This is a genomic window from Pseudomonas wayambapalatensis, assembly GCF_049942315.1.
GTDB classification, from domain to species: domain Bacteria; phylum Pseudomonadota; class Gammaproteobacteria; order Pseudomonadales; family Pseudomonadaceae; genus Aquipseudomonas; species Aquipseudomonas wayambapalatensis.
In genome coordinates this window covers 16127-42319 of sequence record NZ_JBNFMU010000200.1, presented here as the reverse complement: position 1 = coordinate 42319, position 26193 = coordinate 16127, and the positions used below count along the sequence as shown (strand labels likewise).

At 65.0% G+C, this 26193-nt stretch carries 29 protein-coding genes; 13 read left to right on the top strand and 16 right to left on the bottom strand.

Going from position 1 to position 26193, the window contains the following annotated elements:
• The first annotated feature begins 42 nt into the window (after positions 1 to 42).
• Genes ACPZMI_RS16510 through ACPZMI_RS16500 form a run of 3 tightly spaced genes read left to right on the top strand, consistent with a single transcriptional unit; the run spans position 43 to position 2960 of the window.
• Positions 43 to 1449: an NAD(P)/FAD-dependent oxidoreductase gene (locus ACPZMI_RS16510; protein ID WP_186667780.1), complete on the top strand. Its 1407-nt coding sequence runs from the start codon at positions 43 to 45 to the stop codon at positions 1447 to 1449.
• Between the two features lie 33 nt (positions 1450 to 1482).
• Positions 1483 to 1824 carry a cupin domain-containing protein gene (locus tag ACPZMI_RS16505; RefSeq protein WP_054893487.1) on the top strand — a complete coding sequence of 114 codons (342 nt, stop codon included), beginning with the start codon at positions 1483 to 1485 and terminating at the stop codon, positions 1822 to 1824.
• Positions 1825 to 1880: 56 nt separating this feature from the next.
• Positions 1881 to 2960, top strand: a complete 1080-nt coding sequence (locus ACPZMI_RS16500) for a polyamine ABC transporter substrate-binding protein (protein ID WP_426352677.1) — start codon at positions 1881 to 1883, stop codon at positions 2958 to 2960.
• A gap of 71 nt (positions 2961 to 3031) precedes the next feature.
• On the opposite strand, the gene ACPZMI_RS16495 is transcribed toward ACPZMI_RS16500, so the two are convergent.
• Genes ACPZMI_RS16495 through ACPZMI_RS16475 form a run of 5 tightly spaced genes read right to left on the bottom strand, consistent with a single transcriptional unit; the run spans position 3032 to position 6759 of the window.
• Positions 3032 to 4009, bottom strand: coding sequence for a FecR family protein (locus ACPZMI_RS16495; RefSeq protein ID WP_426352676.1), 978 nt, complete (start codon positions 4007 to 4009; stop codon positions 3032 to 3034).
• The gene (locus ACPZMI_RS16490; protein ID WP_186710706.1) at positions 4006 to 4563 is read right to left on the bottom strand and encodes a sigma-70 family RNA polymerase sigma factor; all 558 of its coding nucleotides are present in this window, start codon (positions 4561 to 4563) and stop codon (positions 4006 to 4008) included. Before ACPZMI_RS16490 ends, ACPZMI_RS16495 begins: the two co-directional genes overlap by 4 nt.
• On the bottom strand, positions 4560 to 4886 hold the full coding sequence (locus tag ACPZMI_RS16485; RefSeq protein WP_426352675.1) for a DUF3325 domain-containing protein: 327 nt from the start codon (positions 4884 to 4886) through the stop codon (positions 4560 to 4562). The genes ACPZMI_RS16490 and ACPZMI_RS16485 overlap by 4 nt, the downstream gene beginning before the upstream one ends.
• Positions 4886 to 6457, bottom strand: a complete 1572-nt coding sequence (locus tag ACPZMI_RS16480) for a PepSY-associated TM helix domain-containing protein (RefSeq protein WP_426352674.1) — start codon at positions 6455 to 6457, stop codon at positions 4886 to 4888. The genes ACPZMI_RS16485 and ACPZMI_RS16480 overlap by 1 nt, the downstream gene beginning before the upstream one ends.
• Positions 6454 to 6759 carry a DUF3649 domain-containing protein gene (locus ACPZMI_RS16475; protein ID WP_186667768.1) on the bottom strand — a complete coding sequence of 102 codons (306 nt, stop codon included), beginning with the start codon at positions 6757 to 6759 and terminating at the stop codon, positions 6454 to 6456. Before ACPZMI_RS16475 ends, ACPZMI_RS16480 begins: the two co-directional genes overlap by 4 nt.
• A 178-nt stretch (positions 6760 to 6937) precedes the next feature.
• On the opposite strand from ACPZMI_RS16475, the gene ACPZMI_RS16470 reads away from it, so the two are divergent.
• The 5 genes from ACPZMI_RS16470 (at position 6938) to ACPZMI_RS16450 (ending at position 11913) form a co-directional block, all read left to right on the top strand.
• A complete protein-coding gene (locus ACPZMI_RS16470) occupies positions 6938 to 7432 on the top strand; it encodes a sigma-70 family RNA polymerase sigma factor (protein ID WP_186721645.1) in 495 nt (164 codons plus the stop codon).
• A complete protein-coding gene (locus ACPZMI_RS16465) occupies positions 7429 to 8352 on the top strand; it encodes a FecR domain-containing protein (protein ID WP_426352673.1) in 924 nt (307 codons plus the stop codon). The genes ACPZMI_RS16470 and ACPZMI_RS16465 overlap by 4 nt, the downstream gene beginning before the upstream one ends.
• Positions 8353 to 8446: 94 nt before the next feature.
• Complete coding sequence (gene fecA, locus ACPZMI_RS16460) at positions 8447 to 10762, top strand: TonB-dependent Fe(3+) dicitrate receptor FecA (RefSeq protein ID WP_186667763.1); 2316 nt, start codon at positions 8447 to 8449, stop codon at positions 10760 to 10762.
• 348 nt (positions 10763 to 11110) lie between these two features.
• The gene (locus ACPZMI_RS16455; RefSeq protein WP_186667761.1) at positions 11111 to 11455 is read left to right on the top strand and encodes an HPF/RaiA family ribosome-associated protein; all 345 of its coding nucleotides are present in this window, start codon (positions 11111 to 11113) and stop codon (positions 11453 to 11455) included.
• Between the two features lie 158 nt (positions 11456 to 11613).
• A complete protein-coding gene (locus tag ACPZMI_RS16450) occupies positions 11614 to 11913 on the top strand; it encodes a DUF3509 domain-containing protein (RefSeq protein ID WP_186667758.1) in 300 nt (99 codons plus the stop codon).
• 156 nt (positions 11914 to 12069) lie between these two features.
• Here the strand turns inward: ACPZMI_RS16450 and ACPZMI_RS16445 are convergent, their stop codons facing one another.
• A complete protein-coding gene (locus ACPZMI_RS16445) occupies positions 12070 to 12543 on the bottom strand; it encodes a phosphate-starvation-inducible protein PsiE (RefSeq protein ID WP_186667756.1) in 474 nt (157 codons plus the stop codon).
• 256 nt (positions 12544 to 12799) lie between these two features.
• On the opposite strand from ACPZMI_RS16445, the gene ACPZMI_RS16440 reads away from it, so the two are divergent.
• Positions 12800 to 13063 carry a YebG family protein gene (locus ACPZMI_RS16440; protein WP_186667754.1) on the top strand — a complete coding sequence of 88 codons (264 nt, stop codon included), beginning with the start codon at positions 12800 to 12802 and terminating at the stop codon, positions 13061 to 13063.
• A 61-nt stretch (positions 13064 to 13124) separates the two neighbouring features.
• Here the strand turns inward: ACPZMI_RS16440 and ACPZMI_RS16435 are convergent, their stop codons facing one another.
• The gene (locus ACPZMI_RS16435) at positions 13125 to 14144 is read right to left on the bottom strand and encodes a Glu/Leu/Phe/Val dehydrogenase family protein (protein ID WP_186667752.1); all 1020 of its coding nucleotides are present in this window, start codon (positions 14142 to 14144) and stop codon (positions 13125 to 13127) included.
• A gap of 123 nt (positions 14145 to 14267) precedes the next feature.
• Between ACPZMI_RS16435 and ACPZMI_RS16430 the strand changes: the two genes are divergently transcribed.
• Positions 14268 to 15074: a SirB1 family protein gene (locus tag ACPZMI_RS16430; protein WP_186710692.1), complete on the top strand. Its 807-nt coding sequence runs from the start codon at positions 14268 to 14270 to the stop codon at positions 15072 to 15074.
• On the opposite strand, the gene ACPZMI_RS16425 is transcribed toward ACPZMI_RS16430, so the two are convergent.
• Genes ACPZMI_RS16425 through hmgA form a run of 4 tightly spaced genes read right to left on the bottom strand, consistent with a single transcriptional unit; the run spans position 15063 to position 19712 of the window.
• Positions 15063 to 16418 (bottom strand): MFS transporter, encoded by a 1356-nt coding sequence (locus ACPZMI_RS16425; RefSeq protein ID WP_426352672.1) that lies wholly within the window; start codon positions 16416 to 16418, stop codon positions 15063 to 15065. The genes ACPZMI_RS16430 and ACPZMI_RS16425 overlap by 12 nt on opposite strands.
• 57 nt (positions 16419 to 16475) lie before the next feature.
• Positions 16476 to 17102, bottom strand: coding sequence for a maleylacetoacetate isomerase (gene maiA, locus ACPZMI_RS16420; RefSeq protein WP_186667746.1), 627 nt, complete (start codon positions 17100 to 17102; stop codon positions 16476 to 16478).
• A gap of 12 nt (positions 17103 to 17114) precedes the next feature.
• Positions 17115 to 18407: a fumarylacetoacetase gene (gene fahA / locus ACPZMI_RS16415; protein WP_186667744.1), complete on the bottom strand. Its 1293-nt coding sequence runs from the start codon at positions 18405 to 18407 to the stop codon at positions 17115 to 17117.
• Positions 18408 to 18410: 3 nt separating this feature from the next.
• Entirely contained in the window at positions 18411 to 19712 is a 1302-nt protein-coding gene (hmgA, locus tag ACPZMI_RS16410; protein ID WP_426352671.1) for a homogentisate 1,2-dioxygenase, read from the bottom strand.
• 199 nt (positions 19713 to 19911) lie between these two features.
• Between hmgA and ACPZMI_RS16405 the strand changes: the two genes are divergently transcribed.
• Entirely contained in the window at positions 19912 to 20688 is a 777-nt protein-coding gene (locus ACPZMI_RS16405; protein WP_288374291.1) for an IclR family transcriptional regulator, read from the top strand.
• A 270-nt stretch (positions 20689 to 20958) separates the two neighbouring features.
• On the opposite strand, the gene ACPZMI_RS16400 is transcribed toward ACPZMI_RS16405, so the two are convergent.
• The 4 genes from ACPZMI_RS16400 to ACPZMI_RS16385 form a co-directional block, all read right to left on the bottom strand.
• Positions 20959 to 21873 (bottom strand): SDR family oxidoreductase, encoded by a 915-nt coding sequence (locus ACPZMI_RS16400; RefSeq protein ID WP_426352670.1) that lies wholly within the window; start codon positions 21871 to 21873, stop codon positions 20959 to 20961.
• A 118-nt stretch (positions 21874 to 21991) separates the two neighbouring features.
• Positions 21992 to 22897, bottom strand: coding sequence for an alpha/beta fold hydrolase (locus ACPZMI_RS16395; protein WP_426352669.1), 906 nt, complete (start codon positions 22895 to 22897; stop codon positions 21992 to 21994).
• A 176-nt stretch (positions 22898 to 23073) separates the two neighbouring features.
• Positions 23074 to 23760, bottom strand: a complete 687-nt coding sequence (locus tag ACPZMI_RS16390) for an LrgB family protein (RefSeq protein WP_186667734.1) — start codon at positions 23758 to 23760, stop codon at positions 23074 to 23076.
• Positions 23750 to 24136, bottom strand: a complete 387-nt coding sequence (locus ACPZMI_RS16385) for a CidA/LrgA family protein (RefSeq protein WP_186667732.1) — start codon at positions 24134 to 24136, stop codon at positions 23750 to 23752. The genes ACPZMI_RS16390 and ACPZMI_RS16385 overlap by 11 nt, the downstream gene beginning before the upstream one ends.
• A gap of 96 nt (positions 24137 to 24232) precedes the next feature.
• Between ACPZMI_RS16385 and ACPZMI_RS16380 the strand changes: the two genes are divergently transcribed.
• Positions 24233 to 25117 (top strand): LysR family transcriptional regulator, encoded by an 885-nt coding sequence (locus ACPZMI_RS16380; protein ID WP_426352668.1) that lies wholly within the window; start codon positions 24233 to 24235, stop codon positions 25115 to 25117.
• Between the two features lie 44 nt (positions 25118 to 25161).
• On the opposite strand, the gene ACPZMI_RS16375 is transcribed toward ACPZMI_RS16380, so the two are convergent.
• Positions 25162 to 25617: a flavodoxin gene (locus tag ACPZMI_RS16375; protein ID WP_186667728.1), complete on the bottom strand. Its 456-nt coding sequence runs from the start codon at positions 25615 to 25617 to the stop codon at positions 25162 to 25164.
• Between the two features lie 92 nt (positions 25618 to 25709).
• Between ACPZMI_RS16375 and ACPZMI_RS16370 the strand changes: the two genes are divergently transcribed.
• Complete coding sequence (locus ACPZMI_RS16370) at positions 25710 to 26141, top strand: PAS domain S-box protein (RefSeq protein ID WP_411383831.1); 432 nt, start codon at positions 25710 to 25712, stop codon at positions 26139 to 26141.
• Positions 26142 to 26193: the final 52 nt, after the last annotated feature.

Sequence of the window (26193 nt, the reverse complement as noted above, 5' to 3'; positions counted from 1 at the left end):
CATCGCTCCCAGAACCTTGAACGGAAGTGGGAGCAGTACCTGATGCAAGCCTGGCGCACGATCAGCCTCTGGATGGACCAGCTCGACGAGCCGCTCGACGCCCGCCCGTCGCTGCAGCAGGACCTGGATGTCGACGTGTGCATCATCGGTGCCGGCTACACCGGCCTGTGGACGGCCTACTACCTCAAGCGCCAGGCCCCGCACCTGCGCATCGCCATCCTCGAGGCCAACACCGCAGGCTTCGGTGCCTCCGGGCGCAATGGCGGCTGGCTGATGGGCAACCTGCTGGGCGAAGACCGCCTGCTGGCCGCCCTTTCCCCACAGCAGCGCCGCGCCAGCGTCGACCTGCTGCACGCCATCCCCGACGAAGTGCACGGCGTGCTGCAGCGCGAAGGCATCGACTGCGACTACCGCAAGGGTGGCGTCATCTACTGCGCCGCCCGCTACCCCGAGCAGGAGCGCAGCCTGCGCGCCTACCTCGACGACCTGTACCGCCAGGGCATGAACGAGGACGACTATCGCTGGCTCAAGCCCGAACAACTGGCCGGCCAACTGCGGGTCAGCAATGCCTACGGCGCGATCTTCAGCCCCCACGTCGCCACCATCCAGCCTGCCAAGCTGGTGCGCGGCCTGGCACGGGTGGTCGAGGGCATGGGCGTACCCATCTACGAAAACACCCCGGCCAGCGACTGGCAGACCGGTGAGGTGCGCACTGCCCAGGCCAAGGTCCGTTGCCAATGGGTCGTGCCGGCGGTCGAAGGCTACGCCGCCAGCCTGCCGCCGCTGGATCGCCATCAACTGCCCGTGCAGAGCCTGCTGGTGGCGACCGAGCCGCTGCCGGAATCGGCCTGGGAGCAGATCGGCCTGAGCCAGGGCCAGGCCTTCAGCGAAGGCAGCCGCCAGGTCACCTATGGTCAGCGCACCACCGACAACCGCCTGGTGTTCGGCGCCCGCGGCGGGTATCGCTTCGGTGGCCGCCTGCGCGAGGACTTCAGCCTCAGCGACGCCGAGATCGAGCTGCGCCGCTATCTGTTCGGCGAACTGTTCCCGCACCTGAAGAACGTGCGCATCACCCACTCCTGGGGTGGCAACCTGGGCATGGCGCGGCGCTTCCGCCCGCACATGCTGTGCGACCGCCAACGCGGCCTGGCGCTCTCGGGTGGCTATGGCGGCGAAGGTGTCGGCGCCACCAACCTGGGCGGGCGCACGCTCGCGGCACTGATTCTCGGCCAGCACAACGAGCTGACCGCCCAGCCTTGGGTCCACGACAACCGCCCGCTGTCGAGCCTCGCCAGTTGGCCGCCCGAGCCCTGCCGCTGGCTAGGCTACAACGCGATCATCCAGAGTTTCGTCCACGAGGACCGCACCCTCGCCAACCCGGCCAGCCCGGCCTGGCGGCGACGCCTGGCCAGCGGCCTGGCCGGGTTCATGGAAGGTTTCATGCACTGAGTTGCACCCACTACCACAAGAGATCCTGCAGTCATGAGCATCACCCAGTTCAAGCACACCGACAGCGCCGCGCTGGAAACCTCCAACCCGGTCGCCGTCCCCCTCGGAGAACCCGTCGCAGTGACCTCGGTCACCTGCGTCGAACGCAACGATGGCGTCGAAACCGGTATCTGGGAATGCACCCCCGGGCGCTGGCGCCGGCAGATCGTGCAACAGGAGTTCTGCCATTTCATCAAGGGCCGCTGCACCTTCACCCCCGACGGTGGCGAGCCCCTGGTCATAGAAGCCGGAGACGCACTGATGCTACCGGCCAACAGCACCGGGATCTGGGATATCCAGGAAACCGTGCGCAAGACCTACGTACTGATTTTCTGATCCGCTGATCGCCTGCCGTTCTTCGATAACAACAGACAAAGCAAGGTAAACCGGACATGCGCAAACTCCTCCTCGCCCCCCTGATGCTGGCTGCTGGCGTCGTCAGCGCCGCCGACTCGGTGAAGATCTACAACTGGTCCAGCTACGTCGCCCCGGACACGCTGCAGAACTTCCAGAAAGCCACCGGCATCGTGCCCACCTACGATGTCTACGACAGCAACGAGACCCTCGACGGCAAGCTGATGACCGGCAACTCCGGTTACGACGTGGTCTTCCCCTCCAACCACTTCATGGCCCGGCAGATCCAGGGCAAGGCCCTGAAGAAGCTCGACAAGAGCCAGCTGCCGAACTGGCAGAACCTCAACCCGGTGCTGCTCAAGGCGCTGGAAGTGAACGACCCGGGCAACCAGTACGGCTTCCCGTACCTGTGGGGCAGCACCGGCATCGGCTACAACATCGACAAGGTCAAGGCCGTGCTCGGCGACAAGGCACCGGTCGATTCCTGGGACCTGGTGTTCAAGCCCGAGAACATGGAAAAGCTCAAGAGCTGTGGCGTGGCCATGCTCGACAACGGCCCGGAATTGCTGCCGATCGCCCTGAACTACCTGGGCCTGCCGCCGCACAGCCAGAAGCCTGAGGATTACGAGAAAGCCAAGGAACTGTTGATGAAGGTGCGTCCGTACATCAACTACTTCCACTCTTCGAAGTACACCGGTGACCTGGCCAACGGCAACATCTGCGTGGTGGTCGGCTTCTCCGGCGACGTGCTGCAGGCCAAGAACAGCGCCGAAGATGCGAAGAACGGGGTGAAGGTGGGCTATTCGATTCCCAAGGAAGGTGCGCCGCTGTGGTTCGACATGGTCGCCATGCCAGCCGATGCACCGGACGAGAAAGCCGGCTACGCCTACATGAACTACCTGCTGCAGCCTGAGGTGATGGCCAACATCAGCAATTCGGTGCAGTACGCCAACGGCAATGCCAAGGCAGACGCCCTGGTCGATCCGGCACTCAAGCAGAACACCATGATCTACCCGAGCCCGGACGTGATGGGCAAGCTGTTTGCCCTGGAAGCGATGCCAGCGAAGATCGACCGCATCCGCACGCGGATCTGGACCAGCATCAAAGCGGGGAACTGAAGCCCTCGCATATGCGAAAAACCCCACAGGCACCAGGGTGCCGGTGGGGTTTTGCCGTTATGGGGTCGGCTTCAACGCACCACCGTCACCCGCCCGAACAGCGTCTGCGGCACGAAGCCCATGACCTTGCCCAGCGACGCCAGCGCCAGCAAGGGCTCCTCCACCGGGAAACTGCCGCTGACCTTGCGCTGCGCCAAGGCATCGTCGAGCAGCAGGATGCGCCCCGGGTAATACCGCTCCAGGTCCTTGACCACCTGCGCCAGCGGCACCTGGTAATAGTTCAGCCAGCCCTGGCGCCAGGCCAGGCGACTGTCACTGTCCACGGCACTGATCGCCCCCGCCACGCCCTCGGCGTAGGTCAGTTGCTGGTTGGCGGTCAGCTCACGCGCCACGGCACCGGCAATCGGTGTCACCGCCACCCGTCCACTGCGCACGGTAATCTGGGCGCCGTCGCCCTGCCCGCGTACCTCGAACTGAGTGCCCAGCACCCGCACTTCGCCGCCCGCCGCATCGACCAGGAACGGCGCACCGGTGTGGGTCACCTCGAAGAACGCCGCGCCACGCAGCAGGTGTACGCGCCGCTCGCCATGGTCGAAATCCACCACCACGGCGCTGTTGGCATCCAGGGTCAGGCGTGACTGGTCGGCCAGGGTGACCTGGCGCACATGCTCATCACTGCGATAGTCGGCACGCAGGTCCTGCAGCCAGTATTGCGGCTGCCAACCGGCCAGGCTGCCCAGTGTCAGCACCAGGCAGGCCGCTGCCGCCAGTGCCCCGCCACGCCGTCCCCAGCGGGCCTTCGGCCGACGCATGGCCTGCAGGTAGTGCTCGAGGCCCTTGTGTTCCTCTTCGGCCAGCCGCGCGGCGGGCGCTTCGCTCAGTTGCCACAGGGCCTGGGCCTCGGCATAGGCGGCGCGGTGCGCAGGATCGGCCAGCAACCAGCGCTTGAACTCGGCGCCTTCGGCTGCCGGAGGATGCTCGTTGATGCGGCTCAGCCAGCCCAGGGCCATGCGCGACTGTTCGGCGGTGATCGGATAGGGCTGGCTCATCGACGGTCGCTCCCTGGCCTGCGCAATGGGGTAGCGGGCTCGGCGACACTCGCCTTGCACGCTTCGAGGGCGCGCATCATATGCTTTTCCACCGCACTCTGGGACACCTGCATGGCCTTGGCGATCTCGCCGTACTTGCAGCCATGGATGCGGTTGAGCAGGAAGATCTGTCGCGTACGTTCCGGCAAGGCGCGCAGCGCCTGCTCGATGCGCCGTAGATCGTGATCGACCTCCAGCGCCTGCTCTGGCGCCTGGACCGACAGCGCCTCGTCGCTGATCGACAGCCCTTCGGTGACACGACCGCGACTGCCCTCGCTGCGCAGGTGATCGATCGCCAGGTTGCCGGCGCAGCGCAAGAGGTAGGTGTCGAGCGCCTCGACCTTGACCGCAGGCCGACGCCAGAAGCGCAGGAACAGTTCCTGGACCAGGTCCGAGGCGGTGGCACGACAGCCGACGCGCCGGCTGACCAGCGCCTCCATGCGTCCGCGCTGGGCCAGGAACACCTGCAGGAAGCGCGCCCGGCCACCGGCCTCGTCGAGGTCAGGCTCGCTCACGCGCCAAACACCGCCACGACCGGCGCCAGCACCAGGCTCGCCGCCGCCAGGCTCAGCAGCAGGCGTGGCTGGTACGGCAGGCCGAACACCCAGAGGGTCAGCCCGGCCATCAACACGGCCGTCCACTCCACCAGCCCCAGCGCCCAGCCACGCAAGTGCACGGCCAGTACCGCCGACAGCACCAGCAGCAGCCAGCCGAGGATGCGCAAGGCACGCAACTGGGCCTGCCGCGGCTTGCGGCCCAGCAGGTCGGTGAAGTGTTTTTCCATGGCCAGGCACAGGGCAGCCAGGCCGGCGAAGGTGAACAGCGCCAGGCTCAGCATCAATTCGCCTCCACGGTTTCGGTGCGGGCCTTGACCTTGGCCGAGCGCTTGGCGACCGGCTTGGGCGCGCGCAGCATCTTGCCGGCCGCCCAGCCGAGGAACAGGCCGGTGGCCAGGGCCGTGAGATCGAACCCAGCCATCGCCCAGTCACCGACGATCAGCGAATGATCCAGGCCTTGGCCTGTGGTCACGGCATTGAGCAACGGCAACGCAGCGAACACCAGGGCACCCAGCGCCAACTGCTCGCCCCAGGCGCGACGCCCGGGACGCAGCATGGCGTGCAGCAGCGACAGTGCCCAGACCAGAAAGAACGCATTGACCTCCCAGTCGGCCCGCCCTTGCAGCCCGACCGGCAGCAGGCGATTGGCCCAGAAGAACGCCGCCACGCCCAGCAGCAGGCCGCTCATGCTGGCGATGTTGAGCACCTCGACCAGGCGCAGCTCCGCGGGCATGCGCTCGCTCTTGGCATGCTTGAGCTGACGCTTGCCCAGCCACATCACAAGGCCAGTGCCGATCACCGCCGTGCCGGCGACCCCGAAGACGAAGTACAACCAGCGCAGCCAGGGCCCGGCGAAGTTGCCCATGTGCAGGCCGACGAAGGTGAAGGAGGTCATCATCGCCGCGCTTTCCGGCGCACCCTGGGTGAGCAGTGCACCGGTGGCACCGTCGAAGGTCCAGTTGGCGCTGCGCTTGTACGCGACACTGTCGGCCGAGGCACGGCTCAAGGTGACGCGGGCATTCTGGTCGCCAGGGTTCTGTACCTGGATGAAGCCCATGCGCGCGCCTGGCGCCTGCTCCTGGACCTTGGCGTACAGGCTCGACAGGGGGACCAGCGGCGCGGCCACACCAGCCACCTTCGGCACTTCGTCGCGGCCGAACAGGTCGTTGAAGTAACCGTTGGCGCTGCCATAGCTGGCCATGATCCCGGCAGGCATGACCATGTACATGAAGATCACCAGACTGCTGTAGCTGATCATCAGGTGGAAGGGCAGCACCAGCACGCCGATGGCGTTGTGGCCATCGAGCCAGGAGCGCTGGCCCTTGCCGGGGCGGAAGGTGAAGAACTCCTTGAAGATCTTCTTGTGGGTGATGATCCCGGTCACCAGCCCCAGCAGCATGATGAAGGCACAGAAGGTCGACAGCCAGCGCCCCCAGGGGTGCGGCATCTCCAGTTGGAAGTGGAAACGGTAGAAAAAGTCGCCGCCACGGCTGTCGCGGCCCTCGACCATCTCGCCGCTGGCCGCGTCCAGCTCCTTGCTGGTGAAGCCGCGTCGCCCACCGGCGTTGGGGTCGCGATAGCCGACGCTCAGCGCCGCCTCGCGCTCGCTGGGCAGGCGGATGAACCAGGTGCTGGAATCAGCGGCGTTGGCTTGCAGGTAGCGCTGCGCCATCTCCAGGCTGGCCGCCGGGTTCAGCGGATGGCTGTGGATCTCCGGTTTGCTCCAGTGGTTGATCTCTTCCTTGAAGTAGGCAAGCGTGCCGGTGAGGAAGATGGCGAACAACAGCCAGCCGAAGATCAGGCCGGTCCAGGTGTGCAGCCAGGCCATGGCCTGGCGGAAGCCCTCTTTCATGGGTTCTTCATCCAATAAGCCAGCCCGCCGATCGCGCCCAGCACGAGGCTTGGCAGCAAGACGCCCAGCCAGGCGCGCCATGCGCTGCGGCAGGCGAAGCACCAGATGAAGGCGAGCAGATAGAACACGAACGACAGCATCATCCCGGTCAGTGCCGCATCGACCTGGGCGCCGGGCATCAGCAGGCTGACGCAGACGCTGGCCGCCGAGGCCAGCAGGTAGCCCCCCAGCAAGGCAGCCAGGCTGCGCGAGGTCACGGCCAGGCGGTAGCTCAGGGGCAGGCCGGCGGCTTTGCTTTTCATGGGGCGACGGTCCGGGGACAGGTTGAGAGGGGTGCAATAGTAATGATTTCAATTCTCATAAGCAAAGATTGGGGATGAGCTGTGCCCGGCCCAACAGGATTGCGACACCACACCACCCTGAATATAATGCGAACAATTCTTACTCCCAATCGCGTCATCGGACGCCGGAGTCACCTCGGTGTCCAGTGCCCTCTCCTCCACCGTCGAAGGCCTCTACCACGCCCACCACAACTGGCTGACCGGTTGGCTGCGCCGTCGCCTGGGCTGCCCGCAGAGCGCCGCCGACCTGGCCCAGGACACCTACGTGCGCCTGCTCCAGGCTCGCGACACCCCACAGTTGATCGAGCCCCGGGCCTTTCTCGCCACCGTCGCCAAGCGCGTGCTGTGCAACCATTTCCGCCGTCAGGAGCTGGAGCGCGCCTACCTCGAAGCCCTGGCCCAGGTGCCCGAGCGCCTGGCGCCAAGCGAGGAAGAAAAGGCGCTGATCTTCGAAACCCTGCTCCAACTCGACCGCCTGCTCGATGGCCTGCCGCCGCTGGTCAAACGCGCCTTCCTGCTGGCCCAGGTCGATGGCCTGGGCCAGGCCGAGATCGGCCGTGAACTGGGTATTTCCCTGGCAACGGTCAAACGCTACCTGCACAAGGCAGCCCTGCGCTGTTATTTCGCCCTGTGAGCGCAGGCATCTCGCCCCAGGTCGCCGAGCAGGCGGTGCACTGGCTGATCGAATCCCAGGGGGCCGATTTCGATCCGGCCCAGCAGCAGGCACTCGAACACTGGTTGCAGGCGGACGGCGAACACCAGCGCGCCTGGGCGCATATCCAGCAGGTCAACCAGCGTCTGCGTGGCGCGAGCTCGCCCGTGGTGCACGCCACCTTGCAGGCACCACCCTCCCCGGCCCGGCGTCGCGCGCTCAAGGCGTTGCTGCTGGCGGGCGTGGCCAGTGCCACCGGGCTGGGATTGCAATCGCACAATCCGTTGCCGGGGCTGATGGCCGACTACCGCAGCCCAGTGGGCCAGCGCCGACGCCTGCCGCTGGACGACGGCAGCCTGTTGCGACTGAACACCCGCAGCGCCGCCGATGTACGGTTCGATGGGCAGCAACGTTACGTGCACCTGCTCGACGGTGAGTTGTCGCTAGACGTCGCCCGCGATACCCGCCCGCTGCTGTTGCGCACCGACGATGGCAGCCTGCAACTCGACAGCGGCCGCTTCAACGTGCGCCAGTTCGAGGGGTTCAGCCAGGTCTCGGTGTTCAGCGGGATGGCTCGGCTACAGGGCCAGGTGCTGCTCGCGGGGCAGCAAGCCCGCCTGGCAGCGGGCCACTGGGAAGGTATCGGCGCGCTGGATCGCAACATCGGCGCCTGGGTCGATGGGATGCTGGTGGTCTCGCAGATGCGCCTGGGCGAGTTTCTCGCCGAGCTGTCACGTTATCGCCACGGACAGCTGGGCTGCAGCGAGCAGGTCGCAGGGCTGCGGATTTCCGGGTCGTACCCGCTGGATGACAGCGAACGGATCCTGGAGATGCTGGAGGTGGCGCTGCCGGTGCGGGTGCGGCGGTTCACCCGGTACTGGGTCAAGGTCGAGGCGGTTTGAGCCTGTGCCGACAACTATTTTTCTTCCAACCTGAGCCATTTCGCTTCCCTCGCGTGACAGAGCAGGCAGAACCCTCCTGACAGGACCCAACCCCATGCCCCTGCGCCCCACGCCTCTCGCCATCGCCCTGCTGCTCGCCACCAGCCTGAACTTCGCCCAGGCTGCCGAACCGCGCGCCTATCACATCGCGCCCGGCACCCTGGAAGACGCCCTCAACCAGTTTGGCCGCGAAAGCGGTGCGCTGATTTCGTTCGGCTCCAGTGTCACCCAAGGCTTGCGCAGCCCCGGCCTGGAAGGCCAGTACGGCGTGCAGCAAGGGTTGGAGGCATTGCTGCATGGCAGCGGCCTGCAGGCGCGCCAGGAGGCCGACAATGCCTACAGCCTGCAACCGCTCGCCACGTCCGGCAGCGATGCGGCAATCGAGCTGGGTGCCTCGACCGTGGTTGGCGACTGGCTGGCCGAGGCACGCCAGGACAACGTCTTCGAACACCCCGGCGCACGTGACGTGGTCCGCCGCGAAGCGTTCGAGCGCAGTGGCGCCAACAACGCCCGTGAGGTGCTCAACCGCATCCCCGGCGTCAATGCCCCGGAAAACAACGGCACCGGCAGCCACGACCTGGCACTGAACTTCGGCATCCGTGGCCTCAACCCGCGCCTGGCCTCGCGTTCCACGGTGCTGATGGACGGCATCCCGGTCCCCTTCGCCCCCTACGGCCAGCCACAGCTGTCGCTGGCCCCGCTGAGCCTGGGCAACATGGATGCGGTCGATGTGGTGCGCGGCGGCGGCGCAGTGCGTTACGGCCCGCAGAACGTCGGCGGTATCGTCAACTTCGTCACCCGTGCCATCCCCGAAGAGGCGACCTTCAAGGCCGCCATGCAGAACCAGATCAGCCCCTCGTCCAGCCACGACGGCGTCAAGAACAGCGCCAACCTGCTGGTCGGTGGCACCAACGACAACGGCCTGGGTGGCGCCCTGCTCTACTCCGGCACCCGCGGCGGCGACTGGCGCGAACACAGCGACACACAGATCGACGACCTCATTCTCAAAGGCAAGCTGCAACTGGACGAGGCCAACAGCCTGCACGCCATGGCTCAGTACTACGAGGGCGAGGCCGACATGCCCGGCGGCCTGAGCAAGGCGGCGTTCGATGAAGACCCGTACCAGTCGACCCGCCTGAAGGACAAGTTCTGGGGCCGTCGCACCCTGGTCAACTTCGGCTACGACTACAAGCAGGACGACCGCCAGTTCAGCGTCAACAGCTTCTTCACCAAGACCTTGCGCAGCGGCTACCTCGACCAGGGCAGCTTCGTCTCGCTGTCGCCACGCGAGTACTGGGTACGTGGCATCGAGACCCGCTTCTCGCAAGGTGTTGCACTGGGCGACAGCTGGCACGAACTGGGCGTGGGCTACCGCTACATCAACGAAGCCGGCCACGAACTGCGCTTCCGTGAACCTGTGACCGGCAACCTGCCGACCACCGCCAGCCGCAACGACCGCGACACCCGTGGCGCCACCGAAGCCCACGCGATCTACCTGGACGACCGCATCGACATCGGCCGCTGGACCATCACCCCCGGCATCCGCTACGAGATGATCGACTCCGAGCAGAGCAACAAGCTCAGCAACCAGCGTTACCAGGGCAGCTACAACACCGCATTGCCGGCACTGAACGTGATGTACCACCTGACCGACACCTGGAACCTCTACGCCAACACCGAAGGCTCGTTCGGCAGCGTGCAGTACAGCCAGATGCCCAACCGTGTCAGCAGCGGCGAAGTGAAGCCGGAAAAGGCGCGCACCTGGGAAGTCGGCACCCGCTACGACAGCGGCGACTTGCAGGCAGAGATCGGCGCCTTCCTGATCAACTTCGACAACCAATACGAGAGCAACCAGACCAACGACTCGGTGATCGCCCGCGGCGAAACCCGCCACCAGGGCATTGAGACCAGCGTGCGCTATGCCCTCGACGGACTGAGCCCGGCGCTGGCCGGCTTCGATGTGCACGCCAGCTACGCCTTCGTCGACGCCACCATCCGCGAGGACGGCCCGAACAAGGGCAATCAGGTGCCGTTCTCCTCGCGCCACAAGGGCACGCTGGGGCTCGGCTACACCGAGGGGCCATGGCAGTTGAACCTGGATGGCAGCTTCCAGAGCAGCCAGTACGCCGACAACGCCAACACCGCCAGCGAAAGCGCCGATGGCAGCACCGGACGGATACCGGGCTACATGCTGGTCAGCACTCGCGCCGGGTACGACTTCGGGCCGCAGTTGTCGAACCTGAAGGTGGCGGTGGGGGTGAAGAACCTGTTCAACCGCGAGTACTACACCCGTTCGTTCGACGACAACAACAAGGGCAAGTACGTGGGCGAGCCGCGCACGCTATATGTGCAGACTTCGGTCGCGTTCTGACGATGGCACGGTCCTCAGTACCAGTGCGGTACCTGTGTAGGAGCGGGCTTGCCCGCGAAAAAGACACCGCGCTGTCAGGCACGGGCTACGCCCGTGTTCGCGGGCAAGTCGCAGCGGCGAACCGCCGCTGCCACAGGGAGATTGGGCTGGCCTTTAGATTTTGAACCAGACAGTCGCTCCTGCATCAACAGTGTTAACCCTGCGAATTGCTACAAAAAATTTATCGGAAAAGGGGCTTGAATTCGGCGCGCCAATCCCTGACCTTAGAGTCAAGAGGCGATGCTTTCCCCAAGGGCCTCAAGGGCCTAGGCACGCCTCCATGCGAGCAAGCTGAATAAGGATTGAATCATGCAAATCCAGGTCAACAGCAGCAACCATATCGACAGCAGCAGCCGTCTGAACGAATGGGTCCGCAGTACGCTGGAAAGCACGCTGCAGCGCTACGAGGACGACCTTACCCGCATCGAGGTCCACTTGCGTGACGAGAACGGCGACAAGCCCGGCCCGCATGACAAACGCTGCCAGATGGAGGCTCGCCCCAAAGGTCATCAACCGATTTCCGTCAGCCATACCGCCACCTCGCTGGACCACGCGATCGACGGTGCGGCCAGCAAGCTGAACAACGCGCTGGAACATTTCTACGGCAAGTTGCGCAGCAAGCGCAGCGTGGTGCAGCAAACCGAAGAAGAGTGATCGGTGACACACAGACGCCCGGTGCCTGGCACCGGGCGTTTTCGTTTCCAGGGTTCCAGGCCGGCACCAGCCACACACGGCATCAATTGATCAACGTCGCTGAACCATCCCTACTGTCTCCCGGTCAATCGGTGAACATTCTTTGCAGATGCCAGCCCATGACTAATCCCTTCGACCTCATCAGCGACGCCTTCGCCCCGTACTATCGGGTCAACCTGAGCATCGAGCGGCTCGACGGCAGCATCATGCTGACCCTCTCCAACGATACCGGCGTGGTCGCCAAGCGACTGATCAGCGCCGCCCAACGCAATGACCCGACGCGCCTGCGCCGGGTGGTGGACAGCATTCGCCTGGGGCTGGCCATCGAACAAGGGGAAGATGCCCTGCAAGTGCTGGCGGGGATGACCGACAGTGCAGGACGGGATCAGGTCTGGCGGGGTGCGGGGGTCGCTCGATAGAGCGAATCGGCAGGTCGTAGCGATGCTGCAACCACGACGTCAGCACTTCAGAGTGCGGGCGCCAGAGTGTAGGCGCTGCCATTGAGCAAGGCGCCCGCGCAGTAAGTATTTCCCATCACCCAGCCGTCCAGCTTGCCCAAGTCGCTGCCGGATGGATCAGACCTTGCCGTCATCCATATCCTTGCCGCTGGCATCGATCACCCGCGTCGACGGATAGCGGTACGAGGCAAAACGCACCACCAGGATCGCGAAGGCCAGCAGCAGGATGCCGCCACACACGTACAGCAACCCCACGTCCGGCGCCTTGTGGTGCGAGACATCGCCGATCAGCAGGCGTGTGAGTGCGGTGATCGCCACATACAGCAGGAAGCGGATGGGCATGTGGTTGGTCTTGAAGTAGATCCCCACCATGGCCCCCAGCTCGAGGTAGATGAACAGCAGCAGAATGTCATCGACACTGATGCCGCCCTTCTCGAGCATCTCGATGAAGGTCGCCACGGCGGCATAGGCCGTGATCGCACCGATGCCGAACAGGGCCAGGTAGTGGAACGATTCGACGAACAGATTTCCCAGTGCGTCGGCGGGCGCATGCAGGCCCTTGCGCAGCTTTTCTGGCCATTTGGATTTCACGATGCAGGATTCCTCGATACGACATGAAGGATGATGCGCCACCGATGTGACGCTTTTGACATGCAGTTAAAGGGCCAGGCCCCGTACTTGGAAGGTGACCGATTGCCGCAAGGCACCTATGAACTATGCTTCGCCGCGTGCATCCGGGTAAATCAGAACGCCACTATCCGATTGCCAAAGAATCCGCTATGCTCGACACTGTATAAAGATACAGTTGTTATCCAACTCACATACACAAAAGGCACAGAGGTGATGAATGGCCGTCGAAGTGGTGTACCGCAGCAGCCGCGACCCGGAGCGCTTGTTCATGGATAAGGCCGAAGCAGACCGTCACGACAAGATGCTCGAGCTGGCCGAACGGCTGGCCGAAGTACTGCACAAGGCCGTGCCGTCGCTGAGCGAGCAGCAGGTCGAGGAAGCGGGCATCTACATGGCCAAGAACCGCGACGTGTTCGCCCGGGCATTCAAGAGCCAGCCCGATGCGCTGGCCGAGCTGCTCGAAGGCGAGGCAGCCGAGTAAGGCTCCTGCAGCAGCATCTGCGCCGACTGTACACGGCGGCGTGGATGCTGGCGCTGTCCGCTCAACCGTACAACAGCCGCTCCGCCAGCATCTGCGCCACGCGCGCAGGCGAGCGTTTCTCGGCCTGGGCATGGGCGAACACCTCGGTCAAGCGCGTGGGGATGCGCGCCAGATGCGCGGTAATGGTGCTCAGGTCAGCGCCTCGGTGGGTCAGCGCCACATAGATCAGCCCACCGGCATTGATCACGTAGTCCGGGGCGTACAGAATCCCGCGGCTCTCGAGCTGGTCGGCCACCTGCAAGGTGGTCAACTGATGATTGGCGGCGCCGGCCACCGCCGCGCAACGCAACGTCATCACGCTCTGGCCATTGAGCACAGGCCCTACCCCGCATGGCGCGAAGATATCGCAGGGCGTGCTGATCAGCGCATCGTTGGTCACCGGATGCGCCCCGAACTGCTCCACCGCCAGCCTCACCCGCCCGGGGTCGAGGTCACTGACCAATAACTCTGCCCCTGCCGCACGCAACTGCTCGGCCAGTGCATAGCCCACATTGCCCAGCCCTTGCACCGCCACGCGCAACCCCTCGAGATTATCGCTGCCCAGCCGTGCCATCGAGGTGGCGCGAATGCCGGCGAACACGCCCATGGCCGCGTGCGGTGAAGGGTCGCCCGAGGCCGTGGTGCTGGTGACATGAGGAGTGGACTGGGCGATGCAGTCCATGTCCAGCGTCGAGGTGCCGCTGTCCACGGCGGTGATGAAGCGCCCTTGCAGGCTGTCGACGAAACGCCCGAACGCCTCGAACAGCGCTGCGCGGTTTTCCACATGAGGGTTGCGCACGATCACCGCCTTGCCGCCGCCCAGCGCCAGCCCGGCCAGGGCCGCCTTGTAGCTCATGCCCTGGGCCAGGTGGATGGCATCGGTCATCGCACTTTCATCGTCGGCGTACGGCAGGTAGCGACAGCCCCCCATGGCTGGCCCCAGATGCTCGCTATGAATCGCCACCACGGCTTTCAAGCCGGTGGCAGGGTCGTTCCACAGGTGCAGGGACTGGGTACGGGTGCTTTGCATGAGCGCGAACATCGACGGGCTCCCCACAAGGTGCTCCCATCAGTATAGGCAGCCCGCGACGGTCCAGGGCCTGGGCGGACCACTGGACGAATCGGTGCACCGGAGCTAAAAATCTAGTGTGTGTGGAGAAGTCCGATGAACCCACGTAAAGCCTGCCTGGCCTGCCTCGACCGCACCCCGGTCGCCCTGCTGGAAGCCACCCTCTGGATCGCCGCCGAGCATGACCGCGAGGTCGATCCCGCCGCCAACCTTGCGCAGTTGCACGACCTGCATCGAGAAATCAACGCGCGCCTGCCGATGCTTCCCGTCGGCGAACTCGCCCAGCCATTGCTGCGCCAGCTCAATGCCCTGGGCTTCCAGCAGGACGAATACCACCCGCTACGTCCGCAAGCAGCATTGATGGACAAGGTGCTGCAACGCCGTCGAGGCCAGCCGTTGCTGCTGGCGATCCTGGCGTTGGAGATGGCGCAGCGCCTGTCTATCCCACTGGAGGGGGTGAACTTTCCTGGCCATTTCCTGTTGCGCGTGCCCGGCGCCGATCATCTGCTCGACCCCTGCGGCGGTCGACGCCTGTACCCCGCGGATTGCCGCGAACTACTCAACCGCCAGTACGGCCCGCACATGACCCTGACCGCCGAACACCTGCATAGCGCCAGCCCGATGCAGATGCTACAGCGCCTGTCGCGCAACCTGCGCCAGCTGCACAGTAGCAACGACAACGACCTGGCTGCGCTGATCGACGCTGAACGGGTGATGCAACTAGGGCCAGTGCAGGTCGCCGACTATCTGGCCCGCGCCACCCTCTACCAGCACCTGGACTGCCCCCAGGCCGAGCGCTTCGACCTGGAGCACGCATTGCTGTTGAGCGACGATCCGGTGCAGCGCCTCAAGCTGGGCGAGCGCCTCGCCCAGTTGCCTTCGACAAACCGTTCAATCCACTAGCGCATCGACCTTGGCCGCCTGCGTATCGGCCTGCTTGCCCGGCGCACGCACCTGGCTGATCAGCAGCGCCGCGATGACTGCCGGAATCGCGCAGAAGAAGAAAATCCACTCCACCGGCATGTGCATGGCCAGCAGCAGGCTGCCGAACAACGGCCCGAGGATCGAACCGAAACGCCCGACGCCCAACGCCCAGCCGGTGCCGGTCGCCCGAACCTGAGCCGGGTAGAAGTTGCTGACGAAGGCATTGAGCGTCAGTTGCCCGCCAATGATGCAGAAGCCTGCAGCGAACACGCTCGGCACCAACCAGCGCGGATCGGCGTGGTTCAGCCCGACCAGCACGCTGAAGACCCCAGCGCCCAACAGGACCGCCGCCAGCAGCCTGACCTTGTTGACCATGCGATCGGCGCACCAGGCCAGGCATATCGCGCCGAAGGTCCCGGCGAACAGGAACAGCGAGGTCACCAGGTTGGCATGCTTGAGCGCCAGCCCGCTCTCCAGCAACAGCGACGGCAACCAGCTGATCATGAAGTAGAGCAGGATCAGGCTGACGAAGAAGGTGCCCCAGATGAGCAGCGTCGGCCGGGCGAAGCCATCGCGGAACAAGCCCAACACGGTCAGTTTGTCTGCCGCCGGTTCATCCACCGCACCCTGTGCCGCAGGTACTTGCCAGCCGGGTAGCATGCGCGCAGCCAGGCGTTGCAGACGGGCGTAGGGAGGCGCATCGCGCAACAGGCGCGGCAAGGACTCGGGCAGGAACATCATCAGGAAGGGGAACAGCAGCAGCGGCGCCACGCCACCGGCAAGAAACACCGCCTCCCAGCCGAACCTGTCGATGAAGCCTGCCGCGACGAAGCCCCCCGCCGCGCCGCCGAGGGAGAAGCCGCAGGCCGCGAGGGTCACCATCAAGGTGCGCAGGCGCGGCGGTGCATAATCGGCCATCAGCGCCATCGCACTGGGCATCGCCCCGCCCATGCCGATCCCGCACAGAAAGCGCGCCAGCATCAGGCTGTTCAGCGATGTGGAAAACACCATCAGCAGGGTCAGGCTCGCGTACAGCAGTACGCACCAGAGCAGCACCCTGCGCACGCCGAAGCGATCGGCCAACGGGGTGACGGCCAGCGAGCCCAGTGTCAGCCCCAGCAGGTTGGCGCTGAACACCGGCCCGAACGCTGCCTTCTCCAGGCCCCAGTCCTGGGCCAGGGCCGGAATCACGTAGCCCAGCACCTGGGCGTCATAGCCGTCGGTCACCAGCAACAGGATCAGCAGCGCCAGCAGGCGCCACTGGTAGGAGGACACAGGACGCCCATCGAGGGCCGCGCGAAAGCTGGCTATCTGGTTGTGCATCGCAAGGTACCTGGTTGTTTTTGTTGTAGAGGTGCGGGGGCAATGCCGGCCCGGTGGTCAGGGCGTATCCGGCTGGTTCGCCGGGTGTGCCTTGACGAAGGCTGGATGCTCCCCAGCCAGGGCGGCGACCCGGCGAATGCGCGGGTAACCCTCCAGGTCCACATTGAACCGCTCGGCCGCGTACACCTGCGGCAGCAGGTACACATCCGCCAACCCCGGCGTATCGCCAAAGCAGAAGCCCTGATCGCCGATCAGTTGCTCCACCGCCGCCAGCCCCTGGCCGATCCAGTGGGCGATCCACTGATTGACCTGGGTTTCATCGTGCCCCAGTTGGCGCAACTGGTTGAGCACGCTGACGTTGTGCAATGGGTGCACGTCGCAACCGATGATCGCCGCAACGCCGCGCACCCGCGCGCGGGCCTGCTCGCCCTGGGGCAACAGCGGCGTGCCCGGGAAGCGCTCTTCCAGGTATTCGATGATCGCTGGTGACTGCACCAGCAATTCGCCGCTGTCCGTGCGCAGGGCCGGTACCCGCCCCTGGGGGTTGAGCGCCAGGTAATCCGCAGCACGGTGCTCGCCCTTGAGCAGGTTGACTGGCCGGGCCTGATAATCCAGGCCCTTGAGCGCCAAGGCGATGCGCACCCGGTAAGAAGAGGTGGAACGGAAGTAGGTGAACAGCTCCATCGCCCTGCCCTCTCAGTTGGCCCCGACCACCGTGCCACGGCATTCGCCGAAACCGATGCTGGCCACGCCATCGCGCACGCAACGCGCACGCAGGATGATTTCGTCGCCGTCCTCGAGGAACTTGCGCACCTCACCATTGGCCAGTTGCACCGGTTGCTTGCCGCCTTCGGTGATCTCCAGCAGGCTGCCGAACGAGCCCGGCACGGCCCCGGACAAGGTGCCCGAACCGAACAGGTCACCGGCTTGCAACTGGCAGCCGTTGACACTGTGGTGGGCGACCATCTGTGCCACGGTCCAGTACATGCTGCGGGTGTTGCTCAGTGTGAGGCGGTGCGCCGGCAAGCCTTCGTCACGCATGCGCTCGGTCAGCAACAGCACTTCCAGTTCGATATCGAAGGCGCCGCCGGCCTGGTCGCGCTGGTCGAGCAGGTAAGACAGGGGTTGCGGATCGCCTTCCGGACGTGCCGGTTGCGCACAGCGGAACGGCTCCAGCGCCTCGGCGGTCACCACCCAGGGCGAGACGCTGGTGATGAAGCTCTTGGACAGGAACGGCCCCAGCGGCTGGTACTCCCAGGCCTGGATATCGCGCGCCGACCAGTCGTTGAGCAGGCAGAAGCCAGCCACGTGCTCGGCCGCATCACCGATTGCGATCGGCTGCCCCATGTCATTGCCCTGGCCGATCCAGATGCCCAACTCGAGTTCGTAGTCCAGCCGCGCGCATGGGCCGAAACTCGGCTCGGTCTGCCCGGCCGGGAGCGTCTGGCCCTTGGGGCGGCGCACGTCGGTGCCGGACGGGCGCAAGGTCGAGGCACGGCCGTGGTAGCCGATCGGCACGTGCTTGTAGTTGGGCAGCAGTGGATTGTCAGGGCGGAACAGCTTGCCGACGTTCTTGGCGTGCTCGATACCGACGTAGAAGTCCGTGTAGTCACCGACCCGGGCCGGCAGGTGCAAGGTGCATTCGCCAGCAGGATACAGTGCCGCTTGCAACACGGCCTGATGCTCGCTGTGCTCGCCGAGTACAACCAGCAAGCGCTCGCGCAGGGCCACCCGGGCCGGACGGCCGAGGGCGAAGAAGGCGTTCAGGGCGCCGCCGCGAGTGGCCTCGACAGCAGCCTTGGCCGCCCCCTCGAACACACCGGCGGCAAGCGCGGCTTCCAGGTCGAGGATGGCGTCGCCGATGGCCACGCCGCAGCGCGGCGCCTGGCCCGGACGACTGAAGATGCCCAGCGGCAGGTTCTGCAGCGGGAAATCGCGGTGCCCGTTGGCGTGTTCGACCCAGCTACGGGCAGTGGCGGTCTGGTTCATCGGTCATCTCCGGTTCGGATTGAAGGTGCTCGGCAGCGTTGCCCAGCAACTGTCGTAGTCGGCCTGCAGTTGCGGGCTCTCGAGGGCCTGCTCGCTCGGGCGCAGCACCTGGCTGGTCTCGAACATGAAGGCCATGGTGTGGTCGATCTTGTGTGGCGCCAGCTCGGCGGTGATCGCCTTGTCACAGGTTTCGGCGTCCGGCCCGTGGGCGCTCATCACCCCGTGCAGCGACGCGCCACCAGGCAGGAAGCCCTCGGCCTTGGCATCGTAGGCGCCGTCGATCAGACCCATGAACTCGTTCATCAAGTTGCGGTGGAACCATGGGGGGCGGAAGGTGTTCTCGGCCACCATCCAGCGCGGCGGGAAGATCACGAAGTCCATGTTGGCCAGGCCGTGCACGCTGGTGGGTGAGGTCAGCACGGTGAAGATCGACGGGTCCGGGTGGTCGAAGCTGACCGTGCCGAGGGTGTTGAAGCGGCGCAGGTCGTACTTGTACGGCACGTTGCTGCCGTGCCAGGCCACTACATCCAGCGGCGAATGCTGCAGTTGGCAGGCCCAGTGCTCGCCGAGGAACTTCTGCACCAGCTGCACCGGGCCACGGGCTTCTTCGTAATGCGCAACGGGAGTGAGGAAGTCCCGCGGGTTGGCCAGGCCGTTGCTGCCGATCGGCCCCAGGTCCGGGAGGCGCAATGGCGCGCCGTGGTTCTCGGCGATATAGCCGCGCGCCTGGCCGTCAGGCAGCTCGACACGGAACTTCATGCCACGTGGAATCACCGCGATCTCCAGCGGCTCGACCTGCAACACGCCCAGTTCGGTGGCAATGCGCAGCCGCCCCTGCTGTGGCACCAGCAGCAACTCGCCGTCGGCGTTGAAGAACACCCGCTCCATGGAGCGATTGGCGCGGTAGATATAGATGCTCACCCCGGCCGGTTTGTCAGCGGCCGCATTGGCCACCATGGGCAACCAGCCCTCGATGAAGTCGGTCGGTTCGGACGGGATTGGCTGCGGGTTCCAGCGCAGGCGATTGGGGTTCGCCGCAGCGAGCGGGCCGACCAGTGGCTGACGCGCCAGGCGCTCGAAGCGCGGGTGCAACGCGGAGGGGCGGATACGGTACAGCCAGGTACGGCGCAGTTCGCTGCGCGCCATGGTGAAGGCGGTGCCTGACAGCAACTCGGCGTACAGCCCATAGGGTGCTTTCTGTGGCGAGTTCTGCCCGACCGGCAGCGCGCCGGGCAAGGCTTCGCTGGCGAATTCGTTGCCGAAGCCGCTCAGGTAGCTGAGTTCGGGGGAGGTGTCGCGGGTCATCGGGGCCTCCGGGCTCGGTGGAGCCGTTGATGGCAGAGAGCTGCAGCCCCGAATCGGCGGACGGACCGACCACTGCCAGGGGATACACAGCGCATCTGAATTTATATTTATCGTAATCCGATTACGAATAACGTAATTTGCTCGGTAAGGGGCGTCAAGCTATAAAGTCGGCCAGAATGAATCCCGGAAGCGTCTTACGATGTCCAGAGACAAAACCGCAGTTGACAACAGCAAACAGAAGGTCCGTTCCGCTGAAGTCGGCACTGACATCCTCAAGGCGCTGGCCGAACTGTCGCCCTCCACCTCGCTGTCGCGCCTGGCCGAACATGTGCAGATGCCCGCCAGCAAGGTCCATCGCTACCTGCAGGCCTTGATCGCCAGCGGTTTCGCCGAGCAGGATGCGGCGACCAATCACTACGGGCTCGGGCGCGAAGCCTTGCGCGTGGGGATGGCGGCGCTGGGCAGCATCGATGTGCTGAAGGTCGCTGCCCTGCCGCTGTCGCAATTGCGCGACGCGCTCAACGAGAGCTGCTTCATCGCCGTGTGGGGTAACCAGGGTGCAACCGTGGTGAACATCGAGCCTGCGGTGCGCGCCGTGACGGTGGTGACCCAGATCGGCTCGGTGCTGCCCCTGCTGAGTTCCTCCACCGGGCTGGTATTCGCCGCCCATCTGCCAGAGCGGGAAACCAACGAGTTGCGCGACCGAGAACTGGCCGCACGGGGGCAACGGGTCGAGGACTACATGGACCTGTTGACGCAGATCCGCACACGCGGCCTGCACCATGTTCACGGTTTGCTGATGCCGGGGGTGGATGCCTTGTCGGCGCCGGTGTTCAACGCCATGGGCCAGATTGCAGCGGTGATGACGGTCGTTGGCCCGACGTCGATCTTCCATGCCGATGAAGATGGCCCGGCCGCGCGGCAGTTGCTGACCGCGGCGCAGACTGTCAGTTGGCGGATGGGCTACGAAGCCTGAGCCGGGCCGGGGTTTCAAGGCCCCGCACTGTCGTGACGCGGCCTGACTGCTTTTGGGGCACTTTTACCCGAAACGTAAAGGTGAATGTCACCCAGGGCTATTTTTCCCGTGGGATCAGAGGCTTATTCTGTCTTCACTGGCTGGCGCGAAAGGCACTCCCCCGTCGTTCGGGCCGCCACGTGTGAACGACGTTGATTTTGAAGCTCCTTGATCTGACGTCTCGATTGGCCGCTGCCTGCGCAGCGGCCTTTTTTTTGCGCCCGAAGCACGCTACCCCTGCGGATATTGCCGCAGATTCGCCATCATCTGCTGCAAGGCCTGCAACGTATCCTGTGGATGAATCGCCCCCTCGAAATCGCCGATCTGCCCCCACTGCGCGGCAACCTGTTCAGGCGTGAAGCCGGTGATCGGATCAAATCCGACACCAAGGCTTCTTTCCCAGCGAACCTTGCCAACCCAGCCCCCACCCACTTCATACAACTGCCCCGTGTCCTCGCATTGATCGCTGCCCAGGTACACCACCACCGGGCTGATCAGTTCAGGCTTGAGACGCTCGAACACCTGCGGCGGAATCAGGCCTTCGGTCATGCGCGTGCCCCCAGTGGGCGCAATGGCGTTGACCAGAATCCCATGCTTGCGGCCTTCGATGGCCAGGGTGCGGGTCAGCCCGTAGAGGCCGAGCTTGGCCATGCCATAGTTGGCCTGGCCGAAATTGCCGTAGATGCCGGAGGTGGAGGCAGTAAAGATCACCCGTCCCCAGTTCTGCTCGCGCAGGTGCGGCCAGGCGGCATGGGTCACCTTGTAGGCACCCTCGACATGAACCCGGTAGACCTGGTCCCAATCGGCGTCTTCCATCTTGTGGAAGGTCTTGTCGCGCAGGATGCCGGCGTTGTTCACCAGCACATCGACCCGCCCGAAACTGTCCAGCGCCTGCTCGACGATACGCGCCCCCTGGGCCACCGAATCATGGTTGGCCACCGCCGTGCCGCCAGCGGCGCGGATCTCCTCCACCACCCGGTCGGCCGCCGAGGCGCTGGCGCCTTCGCCATGGGTCGAGCCGCCCAGGTCGTTGACCACCACACGTGCACCACGGGCCGCGAACAGCAGCGCGTGGGCCCGGCCCAGGCCACCGCCGGCCCCCGTGACGATCACTACGCGGTCTTGCAGATTTACCGGCTCGCTCATGCTCAAGGCTCCAGGCAAGGGTTGGGATACCTGGAGTGTCCGACAGCCATCGGCAGCGAACAATCAAGCGCAGTGACGCTGAATGGCAGGCGATAACACAGGGCGATGATCGCCGCGCTCAGGACCAGGCAACCCGCTGAGGTATATAGCGCAGGGGCTGCTCGCGAAACGCCAGGTAATGACGCAGCACCTGCACCGGCGCTTCGGTGTGCGGATAGTGGCCGATCCCCTGCAGCACCACGGTATCGGGATCAGGCACCAGTTGCCGGTAGCGCTCGACCATGTGCGCACCCGACAGCGGGTCGACCGCACCATTGATCAGGCGCAACGGCACCCCCTGCGCCTGCAGTGCACCGACCCAGCGTTGTCGCTGTGCCTGCCGCTCCGGCACATAGGCCATCAACTTGTGCAGGATGCGCGTCCCGCGGTTCGACACCATCAGGCTCCAGCAATCGTCCAGCGCGCTTTCGCTGGGGTGGGTGCAAGGGCCATAGACCTGGCTGACATTGCGCACCAGGTCGTCACGCCCGAACGAACGCGCCACCAGCCAGCCCAGCGGGCTGAGCAACAGTTTCTGCACCAGCAGCAACGGACACAGCTCGGGGAACAGCGCACTGTTGAGAAAGACACAACTGGCGATGTCGGCGCGTCCTTCGTGATGACGCGCGAGCAACTCCTGAGCGACGCTGCCACCGTAGTCGTGGGCCAGCAGGTGCACCGGCCGTTCGATCCTCAGGTGCTTGAGCAGCGCCTGTTGCAGATCGGCCTGCTCCATCAGGCTGTACTCGTGGTCGGCAGGCTTGGCCGAGTCGCCGAAGCCAAGCATGTCGCAGGCCACCACGCGAAAGCGCTGCGCCAAGGGCGCCCACAGGTAGTGCCAGTCCCAGCTGGCGGTTGGGAAGCCATGTAACAGCAGCAAGGGCTCTCCTTGCCCCGCTGTCCAGTAACGGATGCTCTGGCCCCGGAAGGAAAAACTCTGTCCCCGGGTACGCCAGACGCACAATGGAATTTCGGCCAAAGGCATCGGAATCGTCCCGCTGATCAGGTGTTGACGGTATAGGGCAAGGCTGCGTTCATTGCATGTCACCTCGGCACTTGCATGTGCTCTCTGTGTCGAGGCTGAGTCTAGTCAGCGCCTTGAATGGCGGAACTTACCTTGGCAGCCAGCTTGATGACCTTGCAGGACACTGGCACGAACGGTCATAGCAGGCAGGCGAGCAATGGCGCGGCGAACAGGTTGAGCAGGCCGGTCAGCACCATCACCAGCCCCGCCACCGAGCCCTCCTCCCCGCCCACTTCATGGGCGCGGCTGACCCCGGCGCCATGGGCACCGACACCAAACAGTGCGCCGCGCGCCAGTGACGTACGCAACGGCAGCACGCGCAACAGCAGGCCGCCGAACACAGCCCCCAGCACACCGGTGAACATCACGAACACCGCCGTCAGCTCGGGCACGCCGCCCAGGTCGTGGGCCAGCGGCATGGCGAACGGCGTGGTGATCGAGCGCGGCACCAGTGACAGGCTGACCGACTCATCCAGCGCCAGCAGGTGCGCCAGCCCCCAGGAACTGCTGATCGACGCCAAACTGCCCGCCAGCATCCCCAGCAACAGCGCCGGCCAATGTCGTGCCAGCATCGCCCGCTGCTGCCAGATCGGCACGGCGAAGGCCACGGTCACCGGCCCCAGCACACCGATCAGCCAATGTGTGTTGCGAGCATATTCGGCGTAGGCGGTGTGCAGCGGAATCGCCACCGCCAGCAGCAGCGCCGGGACCAGCACCAGCGGCGACAGCAGATAACGGCCAGTGCGCCCATACAGCCAGCGGCTGAACAGGTAGGCCGCCACTGTCAGCGCAAGCCAGAACAGCGACATGGGTTCAAGCTTCATGGCGCAGGCTCCAGCGGCAGACCAGTTCGACCGTGAGCGCCGTGACCACCATCACCACCAGGGTGCTCAGGGCGATCACCAGCAGGATGCGCCACCCCTCGCTGCGCATCAGGCTGCCGTAATCGAGCAGGCTCATCAGCGCCGGGATGAAAAACAGCAGCATCTGCGCCATCAGCCAACCGGCGCCACGTTGCAAGGTTCCGGGCTTCAAGGCCCCCACGGCAAACAGCATCAGCAACAGCGCCATGCCCATGACTCCGGCCGGGATCGGCCAGCCCAGCCAGGCGACGAGTTGACCGCCCACGAAGTACAGGACAAACAGCGCGCACAGCTCGGCGAGCAGGCGGGGCAACGCATTCGATACGGTGGCTTTCATGATGGGTTTCCTCGGGATGCCCCATTTTAAAAAGCCGCTGCCAAGGCCAAAAGCGAATTGTTAGACTGTGATCCATTCCAATCTGGAATTCACGCAATGGAATTCAAGCAGCTGCGCAGCTTTATCGAAGTGGTTCACCGGGGCGGTTTCACCCAGGCCGCACAGACGCTGCACATCAGCCAGTCGGCGGTAAGCAAGCAGGTGGCCCAGCTCGAGGAAGACCTCGGCCAGCTCCTGCTCGAGCGCCAGAGCTCGCAATTACACCTCACTGCTGCCGGACGCATCGTGCTCGAACGCGGCGAAGCCTTGCTGCGCCAGCGCCATGAGTTGCTGGCCGAGCTCGACGACCTGAGCCAGATGGCCCGTGGCGAACTGCGCCTGGGTTTGCCGGTGGTCGGCGGGGAGGCCCTGTTCGCTAGCCTGTTCGCCGAATATCGGCAGCGCTATCCGAACATCAGCGTTCACCTGGTTGAAGGCGGCAGCCGGATCGTCGAACAGGGCGTCAGAAGTGGCGAACTCGAACTTGGTGGCAGTGTCACCCCGAGCGACCCGGCCTTCGACTACCAACCGTTCTGCAACGAACCGCTCGATGCGTTGCTTCCAGACAATCATCCGTTGGCCGAACGCGACGGCGTGCGCCTGCGCCAACTGGCCGATACGCCGTTCCTGCTGTATCACCGCAGCTTCATGCTCAACGACAAACTGCTCAGCGCCTGCGAACAGGCCGGCTTCACCCCGAAGGAAGGAGGGCGCAGCGGCCAGGCGGATTTCCTCACCGCGCTGGTGGCCGCCGGACAGGGCGTGGTGCTGCTGCCCAGCGTGGTGGCACGTGGGCTGGAGCGTGATGGTGTGGTGAGGGTGCCGCTGGTGGAGCCGGATCATCTACGCTGGGACATCGCCTTCATCTGGCGGCGCGGTGCGTACCTGTCGCGAGCGGCACAGGCGTGGCTGGCGTTGGTGCGGGAGCGAAAGGGAGAGTGAGCGGCGAATCGCCGCTCACGAAACGATCGCGCAGAACCCGAGGCTTACCCCTTGAGCCGTTGCACCAGCTCTGCCAGCCAGGGCTCGGCGTCCGTTTCCGGGGTGACGGTCTCGCTGGCATCCAGTCGCAGCATCGGCTGCACTTCCTGCACGCCCAGTTCGGCAAACAGCTCGCGCATCTGCTCGCCCCCGCCGCAGTAGGTGTCGCCATAGCTCGAATCGCCCAGGGCCAGCACCGCGCCCGGCAAACCGCGCCACTCGCCCGGCAGCGTATCGCGAATCGTGCTGTACAGCGGCATAAGGTTGTCGGGCAGCTCACCCATCCCGGTGGTCGAGGTCACCGCCAGCAGCGCCTGGGGGGCAAAACCGCGCAGATCGTCGAGGGTGGCACGCGCCGCATGCCAGGCTTCGAACCCGGCAGCCTTGAGCAAGGATTCGGCATGGCGGGCGACTTCTTCGGCGGTGCCATAGACCGAGCCTGAAATAATGGCGACTTTCATCAGGAGAGGATTCCGAAACTGAGTGAAAACGTAGGATACTACCATTCGACAGTGGCAAAAGGCCGCTCCACTTGACTCCCATGGCCAGGAACATGATCAACGCGCAACTGCTGCACGCCATGATCGACGCGTCGAACGACGGCATCGTGGTCGCCGAACAGGAAGGTGACGACACCATCCTGATCTACGTGAACGCGGCCTTCGAACGCCTCACCGGCTACGCGCGCGACGAGATCCTCTACCAGGACTGCCGCTTCCTCCAGGGCGACGATCGCGACCAGTTGGGTCGCGCCCGTATCCGCAAGGCCCTGGCCGAAGGTCGGCCGTGTCGCGAGGTACTGCGCAACTACCGCAAGGACGGCAGTGGGTTCTGGAACGAACTGTCGATCACCCCGGTGTACAACGAGGCTGATCAACGCACCTATTTCATCGGCATCCAGAAGGATGTCAGCCGTCAGGTCGAACTCGAACGCGAGCTGGCCGACGCACACACCCGACTGGGCGGGCAACCATCCGTCCAATGACCTGAACCAAACGCCCCGGGCACAGTCCATGGCAATGAAGAACCAACCGACG